This window comes from Flavobacterium sp. (assembly GCF_027484205.1).
In the GTDB taxonomy this organism is placed as follows: domain Bacteria; phylum Bacteroidota; class Bacteroidia; order Flavobacteriales; family Flavobacteriaceae; genus Flavobacterium.
Genome location: NZ_JAIXUB010000004.1, coordinates 1 through 21882, shown reverse-complemented (window position 1 = coordinate 21882; position 21882 = coordinate 1). Strand labels below are relative to the sequence as shown.

At 31.4% G+C, this 21882-nt stretch carries 13 protein-coding genes; all 13 read left to right on the top strand.

Annotation, left to right across the window (positions count from 1 at the left end; all coding sequences use genetic code 11):
- Positions 1-225 precede the first annotated feature (225 nt).
- Positions 226-1248, top strand: coding sequence for a LacI family DNA-binding transcriptional regulator (locus Q0049_RS01865; RefSeq protein WP_298115907.1), 1023 nt, complete (start codon positions 226-228; stop codon positions 1246-1248).
- Between the two features lie 189 nt (positions 1249-1437).
- Positions 1438-2967 (top strand): MFS transporter, encoded by a 1530-nt coding sequence (locus tag Q0049_RS01860; RefSeq protein WP_298115904.1) that lies wholly within the window; start codon positions 1438-1440, stop codon positions 2965-2967.
- On the top strand, positions 2960-3616 hold the full coding sequence (pgmB, locus tag Q0049_RS01855; RefSeq protein ID WP_298115902.1) for a beta-phosphoglucomutase: 657 nt from the start codon (positions 2960-2962) through the stop codon (positions 3614-3616). The genes Q0049_RS01860 and pgmB overlap by 8 nt, the downstream gene beginning before the upstream one ends.
- Before the next feature lie 79 nt (positions 3617-3695).
- A complete protein-coding gene (locus tag Q0049_RS01850; RefSeq protein WP_298115899.1) occupies positions 3696-5999 on the top strand; it encodes a glycoside hydrolase family 65 protein in 2304 nt (767 codons plus the stop codon).
- Positions 6000-6115: 116 nt separating this feature from the next.
- Positions 6116-6496, top strand: coding sequence for a GxxExxY protein (locus Q0049_RS01845; protein ID WP_298115897.1), 381 nt, complete (start codon positions 6116-6118; stop codon positions 6494-6496).
- On the top strand, positions 6483-8360 hold the full coding sequence (locus tag Q0049_RS01840) for a glycoside hydrolase family 13 protein (RefSeq protein ID WP_298115895.1): 1878 nt from the start codon (positions 6483-6485) through the stop codon (positions 8358-8360). The genes Q0049_RS01845 and Q0049_RS01840 overlap by 14 nt, the downstream gene beginning before the upstream one ends.
- 1 nt (position 8361) lies before the next feature.
- Positions 8362-9303 (top strand): alpha/beta hydrolase-fold protein, encoded by a 942-nt coding sequence (locus Q0049_RS01835; protein WP_298115893.1) that lies wholly within the window; start codon positions 8362-8364, stop codon positions 9301-9303.
- A 66-nt stretch (positions 9304-9369) separates the two neighbouring features.
- A complete protein-coding gene (locus Q0049_RS01830; protein ID WP_298115890.1) occupies positions 9370-11805 on the top strand; it encodes a TIM-barrel domain-containing protein in 2436 nt (811 codons plus the stop codon).
- A 2-nt stretch (positions 11806-11807) separates the two neighbouring features.
- Entirely contained in the window at positions 11808-13463 is a 1656-nt protein-coding gene (locus Q0049_RS01825) for an alpha-amylase family glycosyl hydrolase (RefSeq protein ID WP_298115887.1), read from the top strand.
- 138 nt (positions 13464-13601) lie between these two features.
- Positions 13602-14288, top strand: coding sequence for a glycerophosphodiester phosphodiesterase family protein (locus Q0049_RS01820; RefSeq protein WP_298115885.1), 687 nt, complete (start codon positions 13602-13604; stop codon positions 14286-14288).
- Between the two features lie 63 nt (positions 14289-14351).
- A complete protein-coding gene (locus Q0049_RS01815; RefSeq protein ID WP_298115882.1) occupies positions 14352-15563 on the top strand; it encodes an NAD(P)/FAD-dependent oxidoreductase in 1212 nt (403 codons plus the stop codon).
- Between the two features lie 51 nt (positions 15564-15614).
- Positions 15615-17795 carry a choice-of-anchor L domain-containing protein gene (locus tag Q0049_RS01810; protein ID WP_298115879.1) on the top strand — a complete coding sequence of 727 codons (2181 nt, stop codon included), beginning with the start codon at positions 15615-15617 and terminating at the stop codon, positions 17793-17795.
- A gap of 127 nt (positions 17796-17922) precedes the next feature.
- Positions 17923-21882: fibronectin type III domain-containing protein (locus Q0049_RS01805; protein ID WP_298115877.1), on the top strand; the 3960-nt coding region annotated here is incomplete at its 3' end.

The window sequence follows — 21882 nt, the reverse complement described above, 5'->3', positions numbered from 1 at the left end:
TAAATATTCACAAAAAAAAATGACATCGTATATATATACTTCCGAAAACGTTTTCGTGTTGAAAACTTTCTCTAATTTTCAGAAAATTAAGGGTAAAATTGACAATTAAAAAAATTAAACATACCTTTATTCAGAATTTAATTTTAAATGTTTTAGTTAAACATTTTTCAATTACTTAACATTACAAAAAAAACTATTTCTAAAAATAATTTCACAATATTAAAAATGAGAAGAAAAGTCACTTTAAAACAAATAGCTAAGGAATTGGATGTTTCCATTTCAACGGTATCCAAATCCTTGAGAGATAGTCCAGAAATAAGTGAAGATACAAGACAAAAAGTTCAAGCTTTTGCTAAATTATACAACTACAAACCAAACAATATTGCTCTAAGCTTAAAAAACAGAAAATCTAAAACTATTTGCATAATAATTCCTGAAATTATACATCATTTTTTTGCAACTGTAATTAGTGGCGTAGAACATGTCGCCAATGAAAATGGCTATAATGTAATCGTTTGCCTTTCTGACGAATCATTTGACAAAGAAGTAATTAACATGGAAATGCTAGCTAATGGCAGTATTGATGGATTTATAATGTCATTATCTAAAGAAACTCAACAAAAGAGAGATTTTCACCATATTACGGAAGTTATCAATCAAGGTATGCCAGTAGTAATGTTTGACAGAATTACTAATGATATTTTGTGTGACAAGGTAATTATTGACGATAATTTAGCTGCTTTCAACGCAACGCAATTTTTAATTGATAAAGGATTTAAAAAAATTGCACTATTAACAACTGTAGATTATGTTAGTGTAGGGAAATTAAGAACTGAAGGCTATCTCAAAGCTTTAAAAACTAATGATATTAAAGTAGATGAAAATTTGATTGTCAAAATTGAAGACACAGACAACTTTGAAGCTCAAATTGAGAATTTAATCACTAACCACAACTTAGATGCAATTTTTGCAGTAAACGAAATTTTTGCAGTTACAGCTATCAAAGTTGCAACACGACTAGGAAAATCTGTTCCAAATGATATATCTGTAATTGGTTTTACCGATGGAATTATATCTAAATACTCTTCTCCTTCGATTACAACTGTAAGTCAAAATGGAGTGAAAATGGGTGAAAAAGCAGCAAAAATGCTTCTTGAAAAACTTGAAATCGAAGAAGAAGACTACGAAGAACAATATAAAACAGAAGTAATTGAAACCGAACTAGTTGAAAGAGAATCCACAAAATAGCATAATTTTTTTATCAACAAAAAAACGTTTTCGTAAGTCATTTCATGAAAATTCTGAAATCTGAAATCTGAAATCTGAAATCTTTTAATATCTTTACCAAATCAAAGCTTATACTTTTTACTTCGAAAACAAAAAATAAGTTTTGATAAGCATCACGCTTATCGTATTTCTAACCAATAAATTACGATAATGGAAAAGCGTAAGTTAAGTTTCTGGCAAATTTGGAACATGAGTTTCGGATTTCTAGGGATACAAATGGGTTTTGCCCTACAAAATTCAAATGTTAGCAGAATATTTCAAACTCTAGGTGCTAACATAGATGACATTCCTATTTTGTGGGTCGCCGCTCCAATGACTGGATTAATCATTCAGCCAATTATCGGATATTTTTCTGACAGAACATGGACAAAACTAGGAAGAAGAAAACCTTATTTTCTTGCTGGTGCAATTTTAGCTTCTGCCGCTTTATTTATAATGCCAAATTCTCCTGTTTTATGGTTTGCAGCCGGAATGTTATGGATTATGGATGCTTCCATCAACGTTTCTATGGAACCTTTTCGTGCATTTGTAGGTGATAATTTACCCGATTCACAAAGAACTACAGGTTTTGCAATGCAAAGTTTCTTTATTGGAATTGGCGCCTATTTCGCTTCTAAACTTCCATTAATTTTTACTCATTTTGGGGTAAGTAACACAGCACCTTTAGGAATTATTCCTGATTCTGTTAAATATTCCTTCTATTTTGGTGGAATTGCATTTTTAATAACTGTTTTATGGACAGTATTAACTTCTAAAGAATATTCACCTGAAGAGTTAGAAGCTTTTGAAAACAGTAATAAAGAATCATATCAAAAAGAAACACATTCAAGAGAATGGTTTGTGTTAAATGGAAAATCACATTTAAGTAAAGGATTATTGCTTTTAGCTATAAGTGTATTATTTTCATTTGCCATTTTTAATTATGACTTGAAAAAAGATTTGTATGTATTATCAATTGGATTAATTGGACTTGGCGGAATTGCGATGCTAATTTCTGGATTAATGCAAAAAGCTAATAAAACAGAGAATGGGTTCGTTACAATAATGAATGACTTTCAGTTTATGCCAAAAATCATGAAACAATTAGCATGGGTACAATTCTTTTCATGGTTTGCACTATTTTCAATGTGGATTTACACTACTCTTGCCGTTACACAGCACATTTACAAAACAACAGACACAACTTCTGAAGCATACAATACTGGAGCAAATCAAGTTGGGGAAATGTTTGCAAATTATAACTTAATTGCAGCTTTAGCAGCTTTTCTTTTACCATTATTAGCTAAATATACAAGCAGAAAATTTACACACTTTGTAGCATTAGTTTGTGGAGGATTAGGTTTGATCTCTGTATATTTTATTTCCGAACCAACCGTTTTTACAATGGAATGGCTTCCTATGATTGGAGTTGGTATTGCTTGGGCAAGTATTTTATCAATACCTTATGCAATGCTTTCTGGTTCATTGCCATCTAGCAAAATGGGGTATTACATGGGAGTTTTTAACTTTTTTATTGTAATTCCTCAATTAGTTGCCGCATCAATTTTAGGATTTTTAGTTTCAAAATTTTTCAACAGCGAACCGATTTACGCTTTATTAATAGGTGGTGCTTCTATGATTCTTGCCGGAATAATAGCTTTAACCATTAATGACGAATCGAAAATTAATTTAAATGAATAACAAAAAAGCATTCATATTCGACCTTGACGGAGTAATCGTTGACACAGCAAAATATCATTTTTTGGCGTGGCAAAAACTTGCTCAAGAACTCGGTATCGAATTTACACCCGAACACAACGAAGAATTAAAAGGAGTAAGCCGCGTTCGATCTCTTGATATTATTTTAGAACTTGGAGAAATTCAAGCTTCTCAAGAGGATAAAAACAAATGGCTAATTCAAAAAAATGAAGATTATCTATCGTATTTGGTAGATATTGATGAAAGTGAAATTTTACCTGGTGTACTTCCTGTATTACACTATTTAAAAGATAAAAATCAGCTAGTTGCATTAGGTTCTGCAAGTAAAAACGCACGACCAATTTTAGAAAAAACAGGAATTCTAAATTTATTTGATGCAATCGTTGATGGAAATGACGTTACCAATGCAAAACCTGATCCAGAAGTATTTCTTCAAGCAGCAAAAAAATTAGGTGCAACAAACGAGAATTCAATTGTTTTTGAAGATTCAGTAGCCGGAATTCAAGCCGCAAATATTGCAAATATGACCAGCATCGGAATTGGAGAAGCAACAACATTACACGAAGCAAAATATATATTTAAAGATTTTACATTTATTGATGTTTCTTTTATTGAATCATTGATAAATTAATTTTAGTTTCAAGTTTCAGGTTTAAAGTTTGACTTTACCTGAAACTTGAAACTTGAAACTTTTTTAAAAAAAATAAAAAATGAACCAAGATTATATCAAAGCAGACAATTGGTCCATCATTGAAGAAGGATTTGATGCAGAAAGAGTAAAATCGTCTGAAAGTTTATTCAGTATTGGAAACGGTGCTATGGGACAACGTGCCAATTTTGAAGAATACTATTCAGGCAAAACATTTCAAGGAAGCTATATTGCAGGGATTTATTATCCTGACAAAACAAAAGTGGGTTGGTGGAAAAATGGCTACCCAGAATATTTTGCAAAAGTTTTAAATGCTCCAAATTGGATTGGAATTGACATTGAAATAAACAATGAAGTTTTTGATTTGGCAAAATGCAAAACTGTTGCCAATTTCAAACGTGAATTGAATATGAAAGAAGGTATTTACTATCGTTCTTTCACAGCTACATTACAAAACGGATTAGAAATTTCAGTTAAAGTAACGCGTTTTCTTTCCCTAGATATTGATGAATTAGGTGTGATTAATTTTGATATCACTCCTTTAAATGGTGATGCCAAAATTGTTTACAAACCTTATATTGATGCTGGTGTTCACAACGAAGATGCCAACTGGGAAGAAAAATTCTGGGAACCATTGAACGTTCAATACTCAAATAATGAAGCATTTGTTACTGCTAGAACTTTCAAAACGCATTTCACTGCAACAACTTTTATGCAAAATGCAGTTTTGCTAAACGGAACAAATCTGAATTTAAATCCATCAAATGTTGAAAAAACAGCTGACAAAATTCAATTTACTTATGAAGTTGCAGTTGCAAAAGAACAAATTGCTACTATACAAAAGTTAGGTGGATATACCGTTTCATTAAATCACGAAAACACACAAGTTGCTGCTCAAAATGTTATTGCTGAAGGTTTGAAAATTGGTTATTCTAATTTAGCTGAAAGTCAGATTCAAGCTTGGGCAAAAATTTGGGAAATGAGCGACATTACTATTGATGGTGATGTAAAAGCGCAACAAGGAATTCGTTTCAATATTTTCCAATTAAACCAAACCTATTTAGGAAAAGATTCTCGTTTAAATATTGGTCCAAAAGGATTTACAGGAGAAAAATACGGTGGTTCAACTTATTGGGATACCGAAGCGTATTGCATTCCTTTTTATATGGCTACAAAAGACCAACAAGTAGCAAGAAATTTATTGACATACCGATACAATCAATTGGATAAAGCAATTGAAAATGCAGGTAAATTAGGTTTCAAAAATGGAGCTGCTTTGTATCCGATGGTTACCATGAATGGTGAAGAATGCCATAACGAATGGGAAATCACATTTGAAGAAATTCACAGAAATGGTGCGATTGCCTTTGCCATATTTAATTATTACAGATTTACAGGAGATTATTCTTATATTCCTGAAAAAGGATTGGAAGTTCTTATCGGAATTGCACGTTTTTGGCACCAAAGAGCAACCTACTCTACTTACAGAAATCAATATGTAATTCTTGGAGTTACTGGTCCAAATGAATATGAAAATAACGTAAATAATAATTTCTACACTAATTATTTGGCAAAATGGTGTATCGATTATGCTGTTGAACAAATCAATAAAGTAGAAAAAGAATATGCTTCAGATTATGCTCGAATAATGAGTAAAGTGAATTTGGATGCTGCCGAAATTTCTCATTGGAAAGCCGTTGCTGATAATATGTATTTTCCATATTCAAAAGAACACGATGTTTATTTACAACAAGATGGTTTCTTAGATAAAGAATTGGTAAAAGTACATGATTTAGATAAAAGCCAACGTCCAATTAACCAAAAATGGTCTTGGGATAGAATCTTGCGTTCGCCATACATCAAACAAGCGGATACTTTACAAGGTTTCTATTTCTTTGAAGATCATTTTACCAAAGAGCAATTAGAAAAACATTTCGATTTTTACGAACCATTTACCGTTCATGAAAGTTCACTTTCGCCATGTGTTCACTCTATTCAAGCGGCGGTTTTAGACAGAATGGAACAAGCATACACTTTCTATTTAAGAACATCTCGTTTAGACTTAGACGATTACAATAAAGAAGTTGAAGAAGGTTGTCACATTACATCAATGGCTGGAACTTGGATGAGTATTGTAGAAGGTTTTGGTGGAATGAGAGTCAAAAATGATACATTACATTTTGAACCAAAAATTCCATCACAATGGCAAGGCTACTCGTTCAAAATCAACTTCAGAAATCAAATTCTAAAAGTTGAAGTACTACAAAATGAAACTAAATTTTCATTAGAAGGAAATAAAGAAATTTCCGTTTTAGTCAACGGAAAAGAAGTTTTAGTAGAGCCGAATAGTTTGGTGACTGTTTAGTTTCTCGCAAAGACACAAAGTCGCAAAGAATGTACTTTGCGACTTTTTTAATAAAATAAATAACAAGAAAATAAAAGTTTGTGCCTCTACGACTTTGCGAAAAAAAATTGAAGATAATGACAGAAAACGAACTTTCAAAAACAATAGTCGATGTGAGTTACAAAATTCACACAAGACTTGGACCTGGTCTATTAGAAAGCGTTTATGAAGCTATTCTGTATCATGAATTAACAAAAAGAGGTTTAAAAGTTGAAAGACAAAAACCAATTCCAGTTATTTGGGATGATATACATCTTGATATTGGTTTTCGCTCGGATTTAATAGTTGAAGATAAAGTTATAATTGAAATAAAATCTGTAGAAAGTATTTCAAATGTTCATTTGAAACAATTATTAACTTATGTAAGAGTAACTGATTTAAGGTTAGGTTTACTAATAAATTTTAATGAAGCATTAATAAAAAACGGAATTAAACGAGTAGCAAATGGACTATACTAAACAAACTTTGCGCCTTTGCGCCTTTGCGAGATTAACAAAATTAATTACTCTTCTAATGTTATCAACTTCAACTTTCGCTCAAGTTGATCGAGTTGAACCTCCTTTTTGGTGGAGTGACATGAATCTTTCTGATGTTCAAATTATGTTCTATGGAAAAAATATTGCTCAAAATGAAGTTTCTGTTTCCAATAGAATTGTAATTAAAGGAATTCAAAAAACCGAAAATCCTAACTACGTTTTCGTAACCATCGACACAAAAAATACAACGGCTCAAGATTTAGTTTTCACTTTCAAAAACAAAAACAAGTCGTTTACACAAAATTATTCCCTAAAATCTCGAAAAGAAAATTCTAAGTTCAGAAAAAGCTTCGACAGTTCAGATATGATTTACCTAATTATGTCCGACCGATTTGCAAATGGCAATCCAAACAACGATTCAGATAAAATTCTTACTGAAAAAGCAAACAGAGCAAATATTAATGGAAGACACGGTGGAGATATTGAAGGAATTATTAAAAATTTAGATTATATAAAAGAATTAGGTGCAACTGCAGTTTGGCCAACACCTCTTTGTGAAGACAATGACGATAGAGGTTCATATCACACTTATGGACAATCGGACGTTTATAAAATAGATGCTCGCTTTGGAACCAATGAAGATTACCTTCGTTTAAGTTCCGAATTGCACAAACGCGGTATGAAAAACATCATGGATTATGTTACCAATCATTGGGGTTACAAGCATTGGATGATGAACGATTTGCCAACTTACGATTGGATTCATCAATTTCCAGGCTATGCACAAACCAATTATAGAATGAGTACACAATTTGATACTAATGCTTCCAAAAAAGATTTCGATTTGTGTATGGACGGATGGTTTGTAAAATCAATGCCCGATTTAAATCAATCCAATCCTTTAGTTTTAAATTATTTAACTCAAAATGCTATATGGTGGATTGAATATGCTGATTTAGATGGATTTAGAGTGGATACTTATTCTTACAATGATAAAACAGCTATTTCCAAATGGACTAAATCAATAACCGATGAATATCCTAACTTCAACATTGTAGGTGAAGTTTGGATGTACGATCAAGCACAAATGGCGTATTGGCAAAAAGACAGTAAAATTGGTGCTATCCAAAGTTATAACTCAAACCTACCAAGTGTTATGGATTTTACTTTGCAAGATGCTATTGGCAATGGTGTTTTTAACGAAGATAAACAAGAATGGAGAAACGGTATGGTAAAAGTTTATGAGAATTTCAATAACGATTTCCTGTATCCAAACATCAATAATTTGTTAGTTTTCTTTGAAAATCACGATACCAACCGAATCAATGAATTCTATAAAAATGACTTTAAAAAATACCAAATGGCGGTTTCGTTAATTGCAACCGTTCGTGGAATTCCTCAAGTATATTATGGTTCAGAAATTGGAATGGCAGGAAGCAAAAATGTTGGCGATGGTGACATTCGTAGAGATTTTCCTGGCGGATGGAATGGCGATACAAACAACGCTTTCACTAAATCAGGAAGAACAGAAGAGCAACAAAAATTCTTTGATTTTACTTCAAAAATATTCAATTGGAGAAAAACAAAATCTGTAATTCACAACGGAAAAACTACGCATTATGTTCCTGAAAATAACGTTTATGCTTATTTTAGATATGATGAAAAACAAACTGTAATGGTGGTAATGAATAATTCAACTGATAAACAAACCATCAAAACTGTGAGATTTCAAGAAAACATCAAAAACTACAAATCTGGAAAAGATGTTATTTCTGAAAAATCATTTGATTTAAAAAACGATATTGAACTTGAAGGAAAATCAGTTTTAATTTTAGAATTGAATTAAAATGAAGAAACTACTTTTCATCTTATTACTTACCACATTTTCATTTGCTCAAAGGAAAATTGAAAGCCATCAAATCATCAACAAGGAAAAAATTGAAGGAATAATCAATCGTATAGATAGTTTTCCAACAAAATTTATTGTTCCAAGAACTGTTGATGTTTGGTTGCCGTCCAATTATTCTAAAGATAAAAAATACAGTGTTTTATATATGCACGACGGACAAATGCTATTTGATGCCACTTCAACTTGGAACAAACAAGAATGGATGGTTGATGATGTTGTATCAAAATTAAATTCTGAAAATAAAATTGAAGACATTATTGTTGTTGCTATTTGGAATATTCCAAACCTGAGACATATGGATTTATATCCTAACAAACCTTATCAATTACTATCAAAAGAAATTCAGGAAAGTATTCAAACAGAGGTGAAAAAGGCAAAATTTCCATTTGATGACAAAAAGATAAATTCAGATAATTATCTTCAATTTATTGTTACGGAATTAAAACCTTATATCGATAAAAATTATTCCGTTTACACCGATGCTGAACATACTGGAATCATGGGTTCTAGTATGGGTGGATTGATTTCGATGTATGCTATTTGTGAATATCCAAATATTTTTGGAAAAGCGAGTTGTTTATCAACACATTGGGTTGGATTTCGTGATTTTGAAAACAATCCAATTCCAGAAAGTTTTTTTACTTACATGGAGAAAAATTTACCCAATCCAAAAAATCATAAAATCTATTTCGATTACGGAACTGAAACACTTGACGCAAGTTATTTAAAATATGAATATCGCGTTGATGAAGTGCTACAATCTAAAGGATATACATCTGAAAATTATAAAAGTCTTAAATTTGAAGGAGAAAACCATTCGGAAGCTTCTTGGCAAAAACGAATTAACATTCCTATTGAATTTATGTTTGGCAAAAACTAATAAAAGAAAAAATCATAATAAAATATGCTTTGCGCCTTTGTGCCTTTGCGAGATTAATAAAAAAACATGAAAAAAGTATTCATACTATTACTATTCACGACCTTGTCATTTGCTCAAAATGCAGATCGAAAATTTATTGAAATCAAAAATATTTCTAGTGGCTTTTCGGTTAAAGTTTCTGATGGGAATTATTTAATACATTTTCTAAATGATAAAATTGTTGAAACTTCATTTATACCAAATGGTAAAAAAAACATAAAACCTTCAGACGCTGTTATACTAAAAAATAAACTGAAAAACATTGCTTTCAAAGAGAATAAAAACTCAGTTGAATGTAGTTCCAAATCAAGCAATTTGAAGGTCGTTATTCAAAAATCACCATTTAAAATATCTTACTTAAATAATAACGTAGAAATTATTTCTGAAAAATCAGGTTATTTAAAACGCAAACACATTCCACTTGAAAATGTAAAAGGAAACATTACTGCCGATTCTACCGAAGTTTTACAATTCAATATTTCATCAGACGAAGTGCTTTATGGTGGTGGAGCAAGAGCTTTAGGAATGAATCGTCGTGGCAACAAATTAGCTCTTTACAACAGAGCGCAATATGGTTATGAAACACGTGCCGAATTAATGAATTTCTGTATTCCATTGGTTTTATCTTCTAAATTATATGCTGTTCATTTTGATAATGAAGCCACTGGATATTTAGATTTAGATTCAAAAAAAGATAATACTTTAGAATATGAAACGATATCAGGGAGAAAAACCTATCAAGTAATTGTAGGCAATTCTTGGGAAGATTTAGTAAAAAACTACACCGATTTAACTGGTAAACAACCTTTGCCACCACGTTGGGCATTTGGAAATTTCTCTTCGCGTTTTGGTTATCATACACAAGAAGAAGTTGAAAAAACCATTCGCAAATTTGAAGAAAGTAAAATTCCGGTCGATGCCATAATCTTGGATTTATATTGGTTCGGGAAAACAGTTCAAGGCACAATGGGAAATCTAGAATGGGATAAAGATAATTTCCCAAATCCAGATAAAATGATTGCTGACTTAAATGCAAAAGGTGTAAAAACTGTTTTGATAACAGAACCATTTATCCTTACAACATCTTCAAAATGGCAAGAAACTGTTGATAAAAAAGTCTTAGCAACATTAAATTCCGAAGTTTCGGAAGGAAAACCTGCCACTTGGGATTTCTATTTTGGAAACACAGGAATAGTTGACGTCTTCAAACCCGAAGGAAAAGAGTGGTTTTGGAATGTGTACAAACGATTAATCAATCAAGGTGTTGCCGGACTTTGGGGTGATTTGGGCGAACCTGAAGTTTTTCCATCTTATGCCAATACTTTTGCAGGTACAGCTGATGAAGTTCACAACGTTTATGGTCATAATTGGGCAAAATTAATTGCTGATGGTTATAAAAAAGATTTTTCAAATCAACGTCCATTTATTTTAATGCGTTCTGGTTATTCTGGAAGTCAACGTTTTGGGATGATTCCATGGAGTGGTGATGTTTCAAGAAGTTGGGGCGGATTGCAAAGCCAGATGGAAATTGCGCTTCAAATGGGAATGCAAGGTATGGCTTATATGCACAGTGATTTAGGCGGTTTTGCCGGAGATTATTTTGACAACGAATTGTATTTGCGTTGGTTGCAATATGGTGTTTTCAACCCAATTTTTCGTCCGCACGCTCAAGAAGATGTGGCATCAGAAGTAGCTTATAAAGACGTTGACACAAAAGAAATTGCAAAAAAAGCAGTCGAACTACGTTACCAAATGTTGCCTTATAATTACAATTTAGCTTATGAAAATTCAACTTTGGGCAAACCATTAATGCAACCTTTGTTTTTTAATGAGCCAAACAATAAAGAATTGCTTTCAAAAGCTGATGGTTATCTTTGGGGAAATGATTTTTTAGTATATCCAATTATAGAAAAAGGTCAAACTCAAAAAGAAGTTTATTTTCCAAAAAATTCAAATTGGTATGATTTTTACACCGGAAAAAAATACGAAGCGGGAACAACTCAAAAAGTTGAATTGAATAAGAATAATATTCCAACATTTGTTCGTGGAAATGTATTTTATCCAATGACAAAATTGGTTCAAAACACAAATTCCTATACAACTTCCGATTTGGATTTACATTATTATTTCGAAGGGAAACCGTCAAGTGAAAGAGAATTTTATTTTGATGATGGAAAAACACCTGATACAATTATTGATGCTAAAGATCATGAAATATTAAATTGTTCTACCGAGTTAATTAAAAATCAATTTTTTATACGATTAGAGAGTAAAACAGAAAATCAAGAACTACTTTCTAAAGGAAAAAACGGAACAATTTTTATATACAAATTTGAAAATCAACCAAAAAAAGTATTGATTAATGGCAAAAACGTTGATTATAAATATGATTTAAAAACAAAATCGTTAGAAATAAAATACAATCACTCAAGCTACAAAACCGATATCACAATTACATTTTAACCATGAAAAAAATATTTTTTTTACTTACAGTATTGTTTGCTTTTTCAAGTTGCAACTCAACTAAAGAGGCAACTTATACTCAAAAAACTAAAACACCTTTCGTTTGGGAAAGCGCCAATGTATATTTCTTATTAACCGATAGATTTTTAGATGGAAATCCAAACAACAATGCTATCATTAAAAGAGATAAACCAACAGCAAAATTGCGCGGTTTTGAAGGTGGCGATATTCGTGGTGTGATTCAAAAACTAGACGAAGGTTACTTTACCGATTTAGGAATCAACGCCATATGGATGACGCCTGTTGTAGAACAAATTCATGGTTCAGTTGATGAAGGAACAGGAAATACCTATGGTTTTCATGGTTATTGGACCAAAGATTGGACAGCTTTAGATCCAAGTTATGGAACACGTGACGATTTGAAAGAATTGGTTGATAAAGCACATGCAAGAGGAATAAGAATTATGCTTGATGCCGTTATAAATCACACTGGTCACGCCACAGAATTGGACGAAAAATATCCAGATGATTGGGTTCGTTCAACTCCAAATTGCAAATACAATTCGTATGATTCTAACATCAATTGTACTTTAGTTACTGGACTTTTTGATGTAAAAACAGAAAGTAAAGAAAATGTTGAATTACCTCCTTTTTTGATTGAAAAATGGAAAAAAGAAGGACGTTATGAAGAAGAAGTAGCCGAATTGAATGCTTTTTTCAAAAAAACAGGTTATTCAAGAGCACCAAGATATTACATTATGAAATGGCTTGCTGATTATATTTTAGATTTCGGAATTGACGCATACCGTGTAGATACTGTGAAGCATACTACAGAAGATGTTTGGTATGACTTTGGAAAAGTTTGCGAAATGTCTTTTGCAGAATTTAAAGCTAAAAATCCTTCAAAAGTTTTGGATAATAATGCGTTTTTTACTGTTGGAGAAGTTTATGGCTACAACATTGGAAGCAAAAGATTATACGATTATGGTGATAAAAAAGTAGATTATTATGCTAATGGATTTACTGGCTTAATCAATTTTGATTTTAGAAATGAAGCTAAAATGAACTATGAAGAGTTGTTTTCTAAGTATTCTACTATTCTTCAGAATGATTTGAAAGGAAAAACTGTTATGAACTATGTTTCGTCTCACGATGATGGTTGGCCGTTTGATAAAAAACGTGAAAAAACATTTGAATCTGGAACCAAATTATTGCTTACTCCTGGAGTTTCTCAAGTATATTATGGAGATGAAACTGCTCGTTCTTTAGATATTGAAGGAACAAATGGTGATGCGACTTTACGTTCAATGATGAATTGGGACGATTTGAAAACCAATAAAATGACGTTCAAAGTCTTAAATCATTGGCAAAAATTAGGACAATTTAGAAAAAATCATCCATCGGTTGGAGCAGGAATTCACAGGCAAATTACGAGTTCTCCTTATGTATTTAGTCGTGACTATTCTAATGGAAATTATTCTGATAAAGTTGTAGTTGGATTGGATTTACCTATTGGAAAAAAGGAAATTTCTGTTGGAACTATATTTGAAAATGGCACAAAAGTAAAAGATGTTTATTCAGGAACGACATCAGAAGTTATTGATGGAAAAGTTGCTATTGATAGTGAATTTGGGATTATTTTATTGGAAAAAAATTAATAACAATATCATAACATGATAATTTAAAGTAATAATTTTCAACAAATTAGATTTGAAATAATAATTTAAATTTAAGATGTTACAATGAAAAGCTGTTATTTATTTTTAATTTCATTTCTATTTATTCAATGCAACGTGATGAAAAAACCACTCAATATTGGGCATCGTGGAGCAATGGGACACGAAACTGAAAACACCATTTCATCCATCAAAAAAGCTTTAGAGCTTAATGTTGATATGATTGAAATTGATGTCTTTGTAATTAAATCAGGCGAAGTAGTAGTTTTTCACGATGACATTTTAGATAGTTTAACTAATGCTAAAGGAAAAATAGAAGACTATAATTGGGAAGAACTTAAAAAAGTAACTGTAAAAGGAAACCATAAAATTCCACTTTTAGAAGAAGTAATTTCAACAATAAATAAAAAAACTCCTTTAAACATTGAACTAAAAGGAAGCAAAACCGCCAAACCTGTTTTTGATATACTTCAAACGTTTTATGAAAAAGGATGGACAAAAGATAATTTTAATATTTCAAGTTTTCTCTGGAATGAATTAGAGAATTATAGACAACTTGACACAACTATTTCCATTGGAATTTTAACAGAGGAAAATCCAATTGATGCCATAAACATTGCTGAAAAATTAAAAGCCCAAAGCATTAATCCTTGGTATAAGACTTTAACATCAGAAAATATTAACCTAATTCATAAAAAAGGTTACAAAATTTATACCTACACAGTCAACGAACCTGATGCCATTAAAAAAATGATTCGTTTAGGAGTTGACGGAATTTTTTGCAATTATCCTGAAAGATTGCATTAAAGTTTAGTGTTATAAAAGTTTATCTTTGTCAGAGATTAAAACTCTAACGAAGATTTACAAAAGATGAACTCAAAATACGATATAATTATAGTTGGTGGTGGTGCAGCAGGTTTTTTTACGGCAATAAATATTGTAGAGAAAAATTCGAAGTTAAAAGTCGCTATTCTAGAACGTGGAAAAGAAGTTTTATCTAAAGTAAGAATTTCTGGTGGCGGACGATGCAATGTGACTCATGCTTGTTTTGTTCCAAATGATTTAGTGAAATTTTATCCTCGTGGTGAAAAAGAACTTCGCGGACCTTTTCATCAATTTTGCTCTGGTGATACAATAGAATGGTTTGAGAAACATGGAGTTAAATTAAAAATTGAAGATGATGGGAGAATGTTTCCAACTTCCGATTCTTCTCAAACTATCATTGATTGTTTTTTGACAGCTACGCAAAAATTAAAAATTGATATTCTAACTAATCAAAGTGTACAATCACTTTTCGAAGGTGAAAATTATTGGAAAGTTGAAACTAATGTAGAAACTTTTTCTTGTGAAAAATTAGTAATGACTACTGGAAGTAATCCTAAAATTTGGGAAATGCTTACTGAACTTGGTCATTCTATTATTTCGGCAGTTCCATCATTATTCACTTTTAATATAAAAGATAAGCGAATTAAAGATTTAATGGGTTTATCTGCTTTTGCAAATGTGAAAGTAAAAAATACTAAACTGGAAGCTTCTGGACCATTATTAATAACTCATTGGGGAATGTCTGGGCCAGGAATTTTAAGACTTTCGGCTTGGGGTGCACGAATATTGGCAGAAAAAAATTATCAATTTGTTTTACAAGTAAATTGGTTAAACGACCTAACTTTTGAGGAAACTCTAGAAAAACTCAAGGAACTAAAATTAGAACATTCTAAAAAAGGAGTTTCAAAAAAATCACCTTTTGATTTTCCAAATCGCCTTTGGGAAAGTTTGGTTTTAGCGTCAGAAATTTCAGAAGACACAAAATGGGCAGATTTATCTAAAAATCAGCTTCATAATTTGGCCAACCAATTAACGAATGGAGAATTTCAAGTTAATGGGAAAAGCACTTTTAAAGAAGAATTTGTAACTGCTGGTGGCATTGATTTAAAAGAAATCAATTTCAAAACAATGGAAAGTAAATTGCATAAAAATTTATATTTCGCTGGTGAAATTTTAAATATTGATGCTATAACTGGCGGTTTTAATTTTCAAAATGCTTGGACTGGAGGATTTATTATTGCAGAAAACATTGAATAAAAATACTGATTAACAGATTTTTAAATTATATTTGAATTTAATTTATTACAAATGAAAAAATTATTACTTTCACTATCATTGCTTCTTGTAACTATAGCTAACGCTCAATTAGTTGTTGACAATACTACACAAACTCCTGCGCAACTAGTTCAAAATGTGCTTTTAGGAAGTGGAATTTCTGTTTCGAATGTTACATTTAATGGTTCAGCTTCAAATGCAGCTATGGTTAGAGATCAAGTTGGACATTTTTTAAATGGTTCAGCAACTAATATTGGTTTAAATAATGGAATTATACTTTCAACTGGTAAAGCAACAGTTGCAATTGGTCCAAATGATTCAGGCAGTAAAACAAATACAACACTATTTCCTATGGGAAGTGATGCCGATTTATCAGCTATATCCTCGGGCACAATTAATACAAAAGCTGTAATTGAATTTGATTTTGTTCCTATTGGAAACAATGTTAGCTTTAATTTCGTCTTTGCATCAGAAGAATATTTGGAGTATGTTGGATCTTCTTTTAATGATGTTTTTGGTTTTTTTATAAGTGGTCCGGGAATTTCTGGCCCATTTACTAACAATGCAAAAAATATTGCTTTGATTCCTACTACAACGACACCAATATCAATTAACAACGTTAATTCGACTTCGAACGCTACTTATTATATAAATAATGGAACAGGAACAACGCCAACATTAAATTCATCAATTCAATATGATGGATTTACAACACTACTTACAGCAAGTTCTGAGGTTTTATGTGGTGAAACCTATCATATAAAATTAGCAATTAGTAATGTATCAGATTCTGCTTTTGATTCTGCGGTTTTCTTACAAGCAGGTAGTTTTTCATCAAGTTCATGCTCTCCTATTGAATTGATTTCATTTATTGATTCAAATTCAAATGGTATAAAAGATTCTAGTGAGGTTAATTTTGCTAATGGTAATTTTGTGTATCAAAAAAATGCAGGTGTTTCTAACTATATAAATTCGCCAACAGGAACTTATTCTTTATATGATGCAAATTTATCTAATGTTTATAATTTTAGTTATCAAGTAAGTCCAGAATTTTCAAGTTATTTTTCATCAGGAACAACTTCTTATTCTGGCATATCGATTTCGCCTTCTGGAACACAAACATTATATTTTCCAATAACGCAAACAATTCCTTTTGAAGATATTTCTGTTTCAATTATTCCAATTGAACAACCAAGACCTGGATTTAATTATACCAATGCAATTGAATTGAAAAATACAGGTGTAACAACTTTTTCAGGAACTTTAGACTTTGTAAAATCGCCACAAGTTACTATTACAAATGTTTCCGAAACAACAACAACTCCAACTCCAACAGGCTTTTCTCATAGTTTCTTGAATTTACTTCCAGGTGAGGCAAGAATTATTTATGTAACTATGAGTGTGCCTTCAATTCCGGCAGTAAACTTAGGTGATATTTTATCAAATAGTGCAACAACAACTGTTCCTACAAGCGATGTTATTTCAACAAATAATACTTTTTCAAATTCTCAAATTGTAATTGGAGCTTATGATCCAAACGACAAAATGGAATCGCATGGAGACAAAATACAGTTCAATCAATTTGGTTCAAATGATTATTTATTTTACACCATTCGTTTTCAAAATGAAGGAACTGCTGACGCCATAAATATTAGAATTGAAGATGTTTTAAACTCAAAAATTGATGAAACAAGTGTTCAAATGATTAGTGCAAGTCATGTTTACGATATGCAACGAACAGCAAATAATTTAATTTGGAACTTTAATGATATTTACCTACAACCAATGTCAGTTGATGAAGAGATGAGTAAAGGATATGTAACATTTAAAGCAAAACTAAAACCTGGATTTGCTGTAGGTGATATTATACCAAATACAGCAAACATCTTCTTTGATACTAATCCTGCTATTGTTACCAATACTTTCAATACAGAATTTGTTACCACTTTGGGTAATTTAGCTTTCGAGTCAGGAAGTTTTATGATGGTTCCAAATCCAGCATCTGATTTTGTTCAAATTTATTTACAAAATAATTCAGAAAGTATTAAATCAATTATTATTCATGATGTTTTAGGAAAAACAATCAAGATGATTGATGAAGTAAATTCTAATCAAACTAAAGTAAATACTTCTGAATTTTCAAAAGGAATTTATATGATTGAAATAATAAATAATTATGGATTGAAAACCGTTAAGAAATTAATAATCAAATAGAAATCATTTTTATTTTTTAACCCTTGATTTCATTGCAACTGAGGCAGTTTTATTAAAATAAAACTGCTTTTTGTTTGTAAGTAATTAAAAATCAACCTATATTTGGTTTTCTATAAATCAACCAAATATGAAAAAACAACTACTTTTAAGTTTTTTTGCACTCTTTTTCGGAACATTTTTAACCCTTGCACAAACTACTCCTGTTTGTGGAGGAACATTTACTGATCCTGCAGGTGCAACTACAAATTATGCAAATAATTCTAACGTAACAACAACTATTTGTCCATCAAATCCTGGAGAATTTGTTTCTGTTTCTTTTTCATCATTTGCCTTAGAAAATAATTTTGATAGATTAAAAATCTACAATGGAACTTCTGCAAGTGCACCATTAATTGCAAATTTAACAGGAAGTACAATTCCAACTACATATACTTCAAGTGATTCTAGTGGATGTTTGACATTTGTTTTCACATCTGATAGTTCTGTGAATCAAGCTGGCTGGGTTGCAAATATAACTTGTGGATTACCACCATCTTGTTTGGTACCAACTAACTTATTGACAACAGATATAACTTCTAATTCAGTTGCTTTTTCATGGTCAGAAAGTGGTTCTGCAACTTCATGGGAAGTAATTGCTATGCCATGTGGAACAGCTCCAAGTCCTACAAGTACTGGTACAATTGTTACATCAAATCCATATGTTTTAACTGGATTAAATCCGGGAACTTGTTATAATCTTTTTGTAAGGTCAATTTGTTCAGCAACAGAAACTAGTTTTTGGTCAATGCAAAAAACTATTACAACACTCGCTGCTTTATCAACTTGTCCAACACCAAATCCAGTATTTTCATCTAATTTCACTCCAAATTCCTTAGATTTAGGTTGGACAGAAAATGGAAGTTCAACTTCTTGGGAATATTTGGTTTTGCCATGTACTGCTACAACTCCTACTGCATCAACTACTGGAACTTTAACTTCTACAAATCCAACTAATATAAATGGATTAAATCCAAATACTTGTTATAAACTATTTGTTCGAGCAGTATGTTCTGCAACAGAAAAAAGTGCTTGGTCATCAGTATTATCAGCTACAACATTACCACTAACAGTTGCAAATCCTGTTTGTGGTGAAACTTTTACTGATAATGGTGGTTTAACTGCAAATTACGCAAATGGCTCTGATAATACTTATGTTATTTGTCCAACTGTTGCAGGCGAAATGGTTAATGTAATTTTTAATTCCTTTGATACAGAAGCAAACTGGGATGGATTATATGTTTACAATGGAAATTCAATTACTTCACCACAAATATCTAGTACAAATCCTGCAGGAAGTGTTCCTGGTGGTTTACCTGGAGCTTTTTGGGGAACATCAATACCTGAAGTTATAACTTCATCAAGTCCTGATGGTTGTCTTACCTTTAGATTTAGAAGTGATACAGCTGTAAATAAACCCGGATGGAATGCCAGTGTAGTTTGTGGTACAGTATCAATTTGTCTAAAACCAACAAATATTGTAATTACACCAAATTCAATTAATTCTGCTACAATTGCATGGACTGAAAATAATGCCGCTACACAATGGGAAGTAATTGTTCAACCTTCTTCAATGGCTGCTCCAACATCAACTTCAACTGGTGTTTTAACATCTTCTAATCCATATCTTGCCAATGGATTATTAGCAGGAACATCCTATAAAGTTTATGTTAGATCGTTCTGCTCAGGAACAAGTACAAGTAATTGGGCAGCAAGTTCAAGTTTTTTCACTCCAACTTGTTCAGCACCTTCAGGTTATTTGACTTCTATCGTAAATCCAACAAGTGTAAATATTACTTGGTCTAGCGGAGTTTCTACACAATGGGAAGTATTGATTCTTCCAGCAACTGCACCTATTCCAACAGCAACTTCAACTGGAACGATTATTACAACTAACTCATATATTGCAACTGATCTTTCTTGTTTTACATCTTACAAAGCATATGTTAGAACATTTTGTTCATCAACTACAAGTAGTTCATGGTCATCTACGACATTTTCAACCGCTAACCCAATTGTTATAGAAAATCTTGTTGGATGTGATGACAACGGTGACGGTTCCGTAATATTTAATTTGACAACATCTTTAACAACTACAAATCCTGTTAGTTTTTATACGTCTTTAGTCGATGCTACAAATCAAACAAATGCAATAACAAATCCAACTAACTATTCACTACTAACCACTTCTCCGGCTGTAACAATTTTTGCTAGAGAAACAATTGCTTCAAGTTGTGATATGCTATATAGATTTCAATTAAATGCTTATTCAGATTGTAATTTAGCTTATGAATGTATAAATGCAAATTCATTATGTAGTTCTTTAGGAACTCCATTTGCTAATACACATCAAAGTATTTCTGCTGAAATTGGAAATAATTATGGATGTCTTGCTTCAACACCAAATCCAACTTGGTTTTATTTACCAATTAGTAGTGCTGGTACAGTAAATCTTACTATCCAACAAAGTTCAAATATTACATTTGTTGGTGGACAACTTGATGTTGATTATGTAATTTATGGTCCATTCACAAGTCCAACAGCACCATGCTCATCTGGCTTAACAACATCTAATATTGTTAGTTGCAGTTTTTCTGGAGCAGCAATAGAATATCCTATTATTCCTAATGCGCTTCCTGGTCAATACTATTTATTGATGACTACTAATTTTAGTAATCAACCAGGTTTCATTAATATTACAATGAACAGCACTTCTACAGGTGATATTGATTGTTCAGGATTTAGATTGAATGCTTTTTTAGACACAAATTCAAATGGAACTCAAGAAGTTGGGGAACAAAATTTTCCTCTAGGCCAATTCCATTATGAAATAAATGATGACGGAAATGTACATAACATTACGTCACCTGTTGGAAGACATAGTATATATGACATTAATCCTTTAAATTCATATGATTTAAGTTATTCTATCAATCCTGCTTACACATCAATGTATTCAATCACAACATCTGCATACAATAATGTTAATGTTGTTGTTGGTGGTGGAATGATAACATATAATTTCCCAATAACAATTACTAATAATTATAATGATTTATCTGTTGCTATAATTCCTTCAAATGCACCAAGAGCAGGATTCCTATATCAAAATAAAATTGTATACACAAATTTAGGAAACCAAACAATTGCTTCAGGAAATTTAAACTTTAATCATGATAATGCAGTAACTATTGCAACTATATCTCAAACTGGAACAACAACGATTCCGAATGGATTTACTTATAATTTTACAAATTTATTACCTTTTGAAACAAGAGAAATAACTGTTGTTATGAATGTGCCATCATTACCTACGGTTTCAATTGGACAATTATTAGTTAATACGGCATCAATTTCATCAACAGTAACAGAAATTAGTCTTGCAAATAATAATAGTACTCTTACTCAAGAAGTCATAGCGGCTTATGATCCTAATGATAAAATGGAAGCTCATGGAGAACAAATTTTATTTTCTTCATTTTCACCAAATGATTATCTAACTTATACTATTAGATTTGAAAACACTGGAAATGCAACTGCATTAGATGTTAGAGTGAATGACTTATTAGATTCAAAATTAGATGAGACATCTTTAACAATGCTAAGTGCGAGTCATCCCTATATTTTAGACAGAGTAGAAAACAATTTATCATGGAATTTCAATAATATTCAACTTCCTCCATCAGTTGAAAATACTGATATTGGCAAAGGATATATTACTTTCAAAATAAAACTAAAACCTGGATTCGCTGTTGGAGATATTGTTCCAAACACCGCAAATATCTTCTTTGATACCAATCCTGCTATTGTTACCAATACTTTCAACACTGAATTTGTTGCCGCTTTGGGTAATTTAGCTTTTGATTCAGGAAGTTTTATGATGGTTCCAAATCCAGCATCTGATTATGTTCAAATTTATTTACAAAATAATACAGAAAGTATTAAATCAATTCTAATTCATGATGTTTTAGGAAAAACAATCAAAATGATTGATGAAGTAAATTCAAATCAAACACAAATAAACACATCTGAACTTTCTCAAGGTGTTTAT

What these genes read in the sequence shown, in the direction of transcription:
- Q0049_RS01865 (WP_298115907.1), top strand. Translation starts at nt 226, where the DNA reads ATGAGAAGAAAAGTCACTTTAAAACAAATAGCTAAGGAATTGGATGTT.
- Q0049_RS01860 (WP_298115904.1), top strand. Translation starts at nt 1,438, where the DNA reads ATGGAAAAGCGTAAGTTAAGTTTCTGGCAAATTTGGAACATGAGTTTC.
- pgmB (WP_298115902.1), top strand. Translation starts at nt 2,960, where the DNA reads ATGAATAACAAAAAAGCATTCATATTCGACCTTGACGGAGTAATCGTT.
- Q0049_RS01850 (WP_298115899.1), top strand. Translation starts at nt 3,696, where the DNA reads ATGAACCAAGATTATATCAAAGCAGACAATTGGTCCATCATTGAAGAA.
- Q0049_RS01845 (WP_298115897.1), top strand. Translation starts at nt 6,116, where the DNA reads ATGACAGAAAACGAACTTTCAAAAACAATAGTCGATGTGAGTTACAAA.
- Q0049_RS01840 (WP_298115895.1), top strand. Translation starts at nt 6,483, where the DNA reads ATGGACTATACTAAACAAACTTTGCGCCTTTGCGCCTTTGCGAGATTA.
- Q0049_RS01835 (WP_298115893.1), top strand. Translation starts at nt 8,362, where the DNA reads ATGAAGAAACTACTTTTCATCTTATTACTTACCACATTTTCATTTGCT.
- Q0049_RS01830 (WP_298115890.1), top strand. Translation starts at nt 9,370, where the DNA reads ATGAAAAAAGTATTCATACTATTACTATTCACGACCTTGTCATTTGCT.
- Q0049_RS01825 (WP_298115887.1), top strand. Translation starts at nt 11,808, where the DNA reads ATGAAAAAAATATTTTTTTTACTTACAGTATTGTTTGCTTTTTCAAGT.
- Q0049_RS01820 (WP_298115885.1), top strand. Translation starts at nt 13,602, where the DNA reads ATGAAAAAACCACTCAATATTGGGCATCGTGGAGCAATGGGACACGAA.
- Q0049_RS01815 (WP_298115882.1), top strand. Translation starts at nt 14,352, where the DNA reads ATGAACTCAAAATACGATATAATTATAGTTGGTGGTGGTGCAGCAGGT.
- Q0049_RS01810 (WP_298115879.1), top strand. Translation starts at nt 15,615, where the DNA reads ATGAAAAAATTATTACTTTCACTATCATTGCTTCTTGTAACTATAGCT.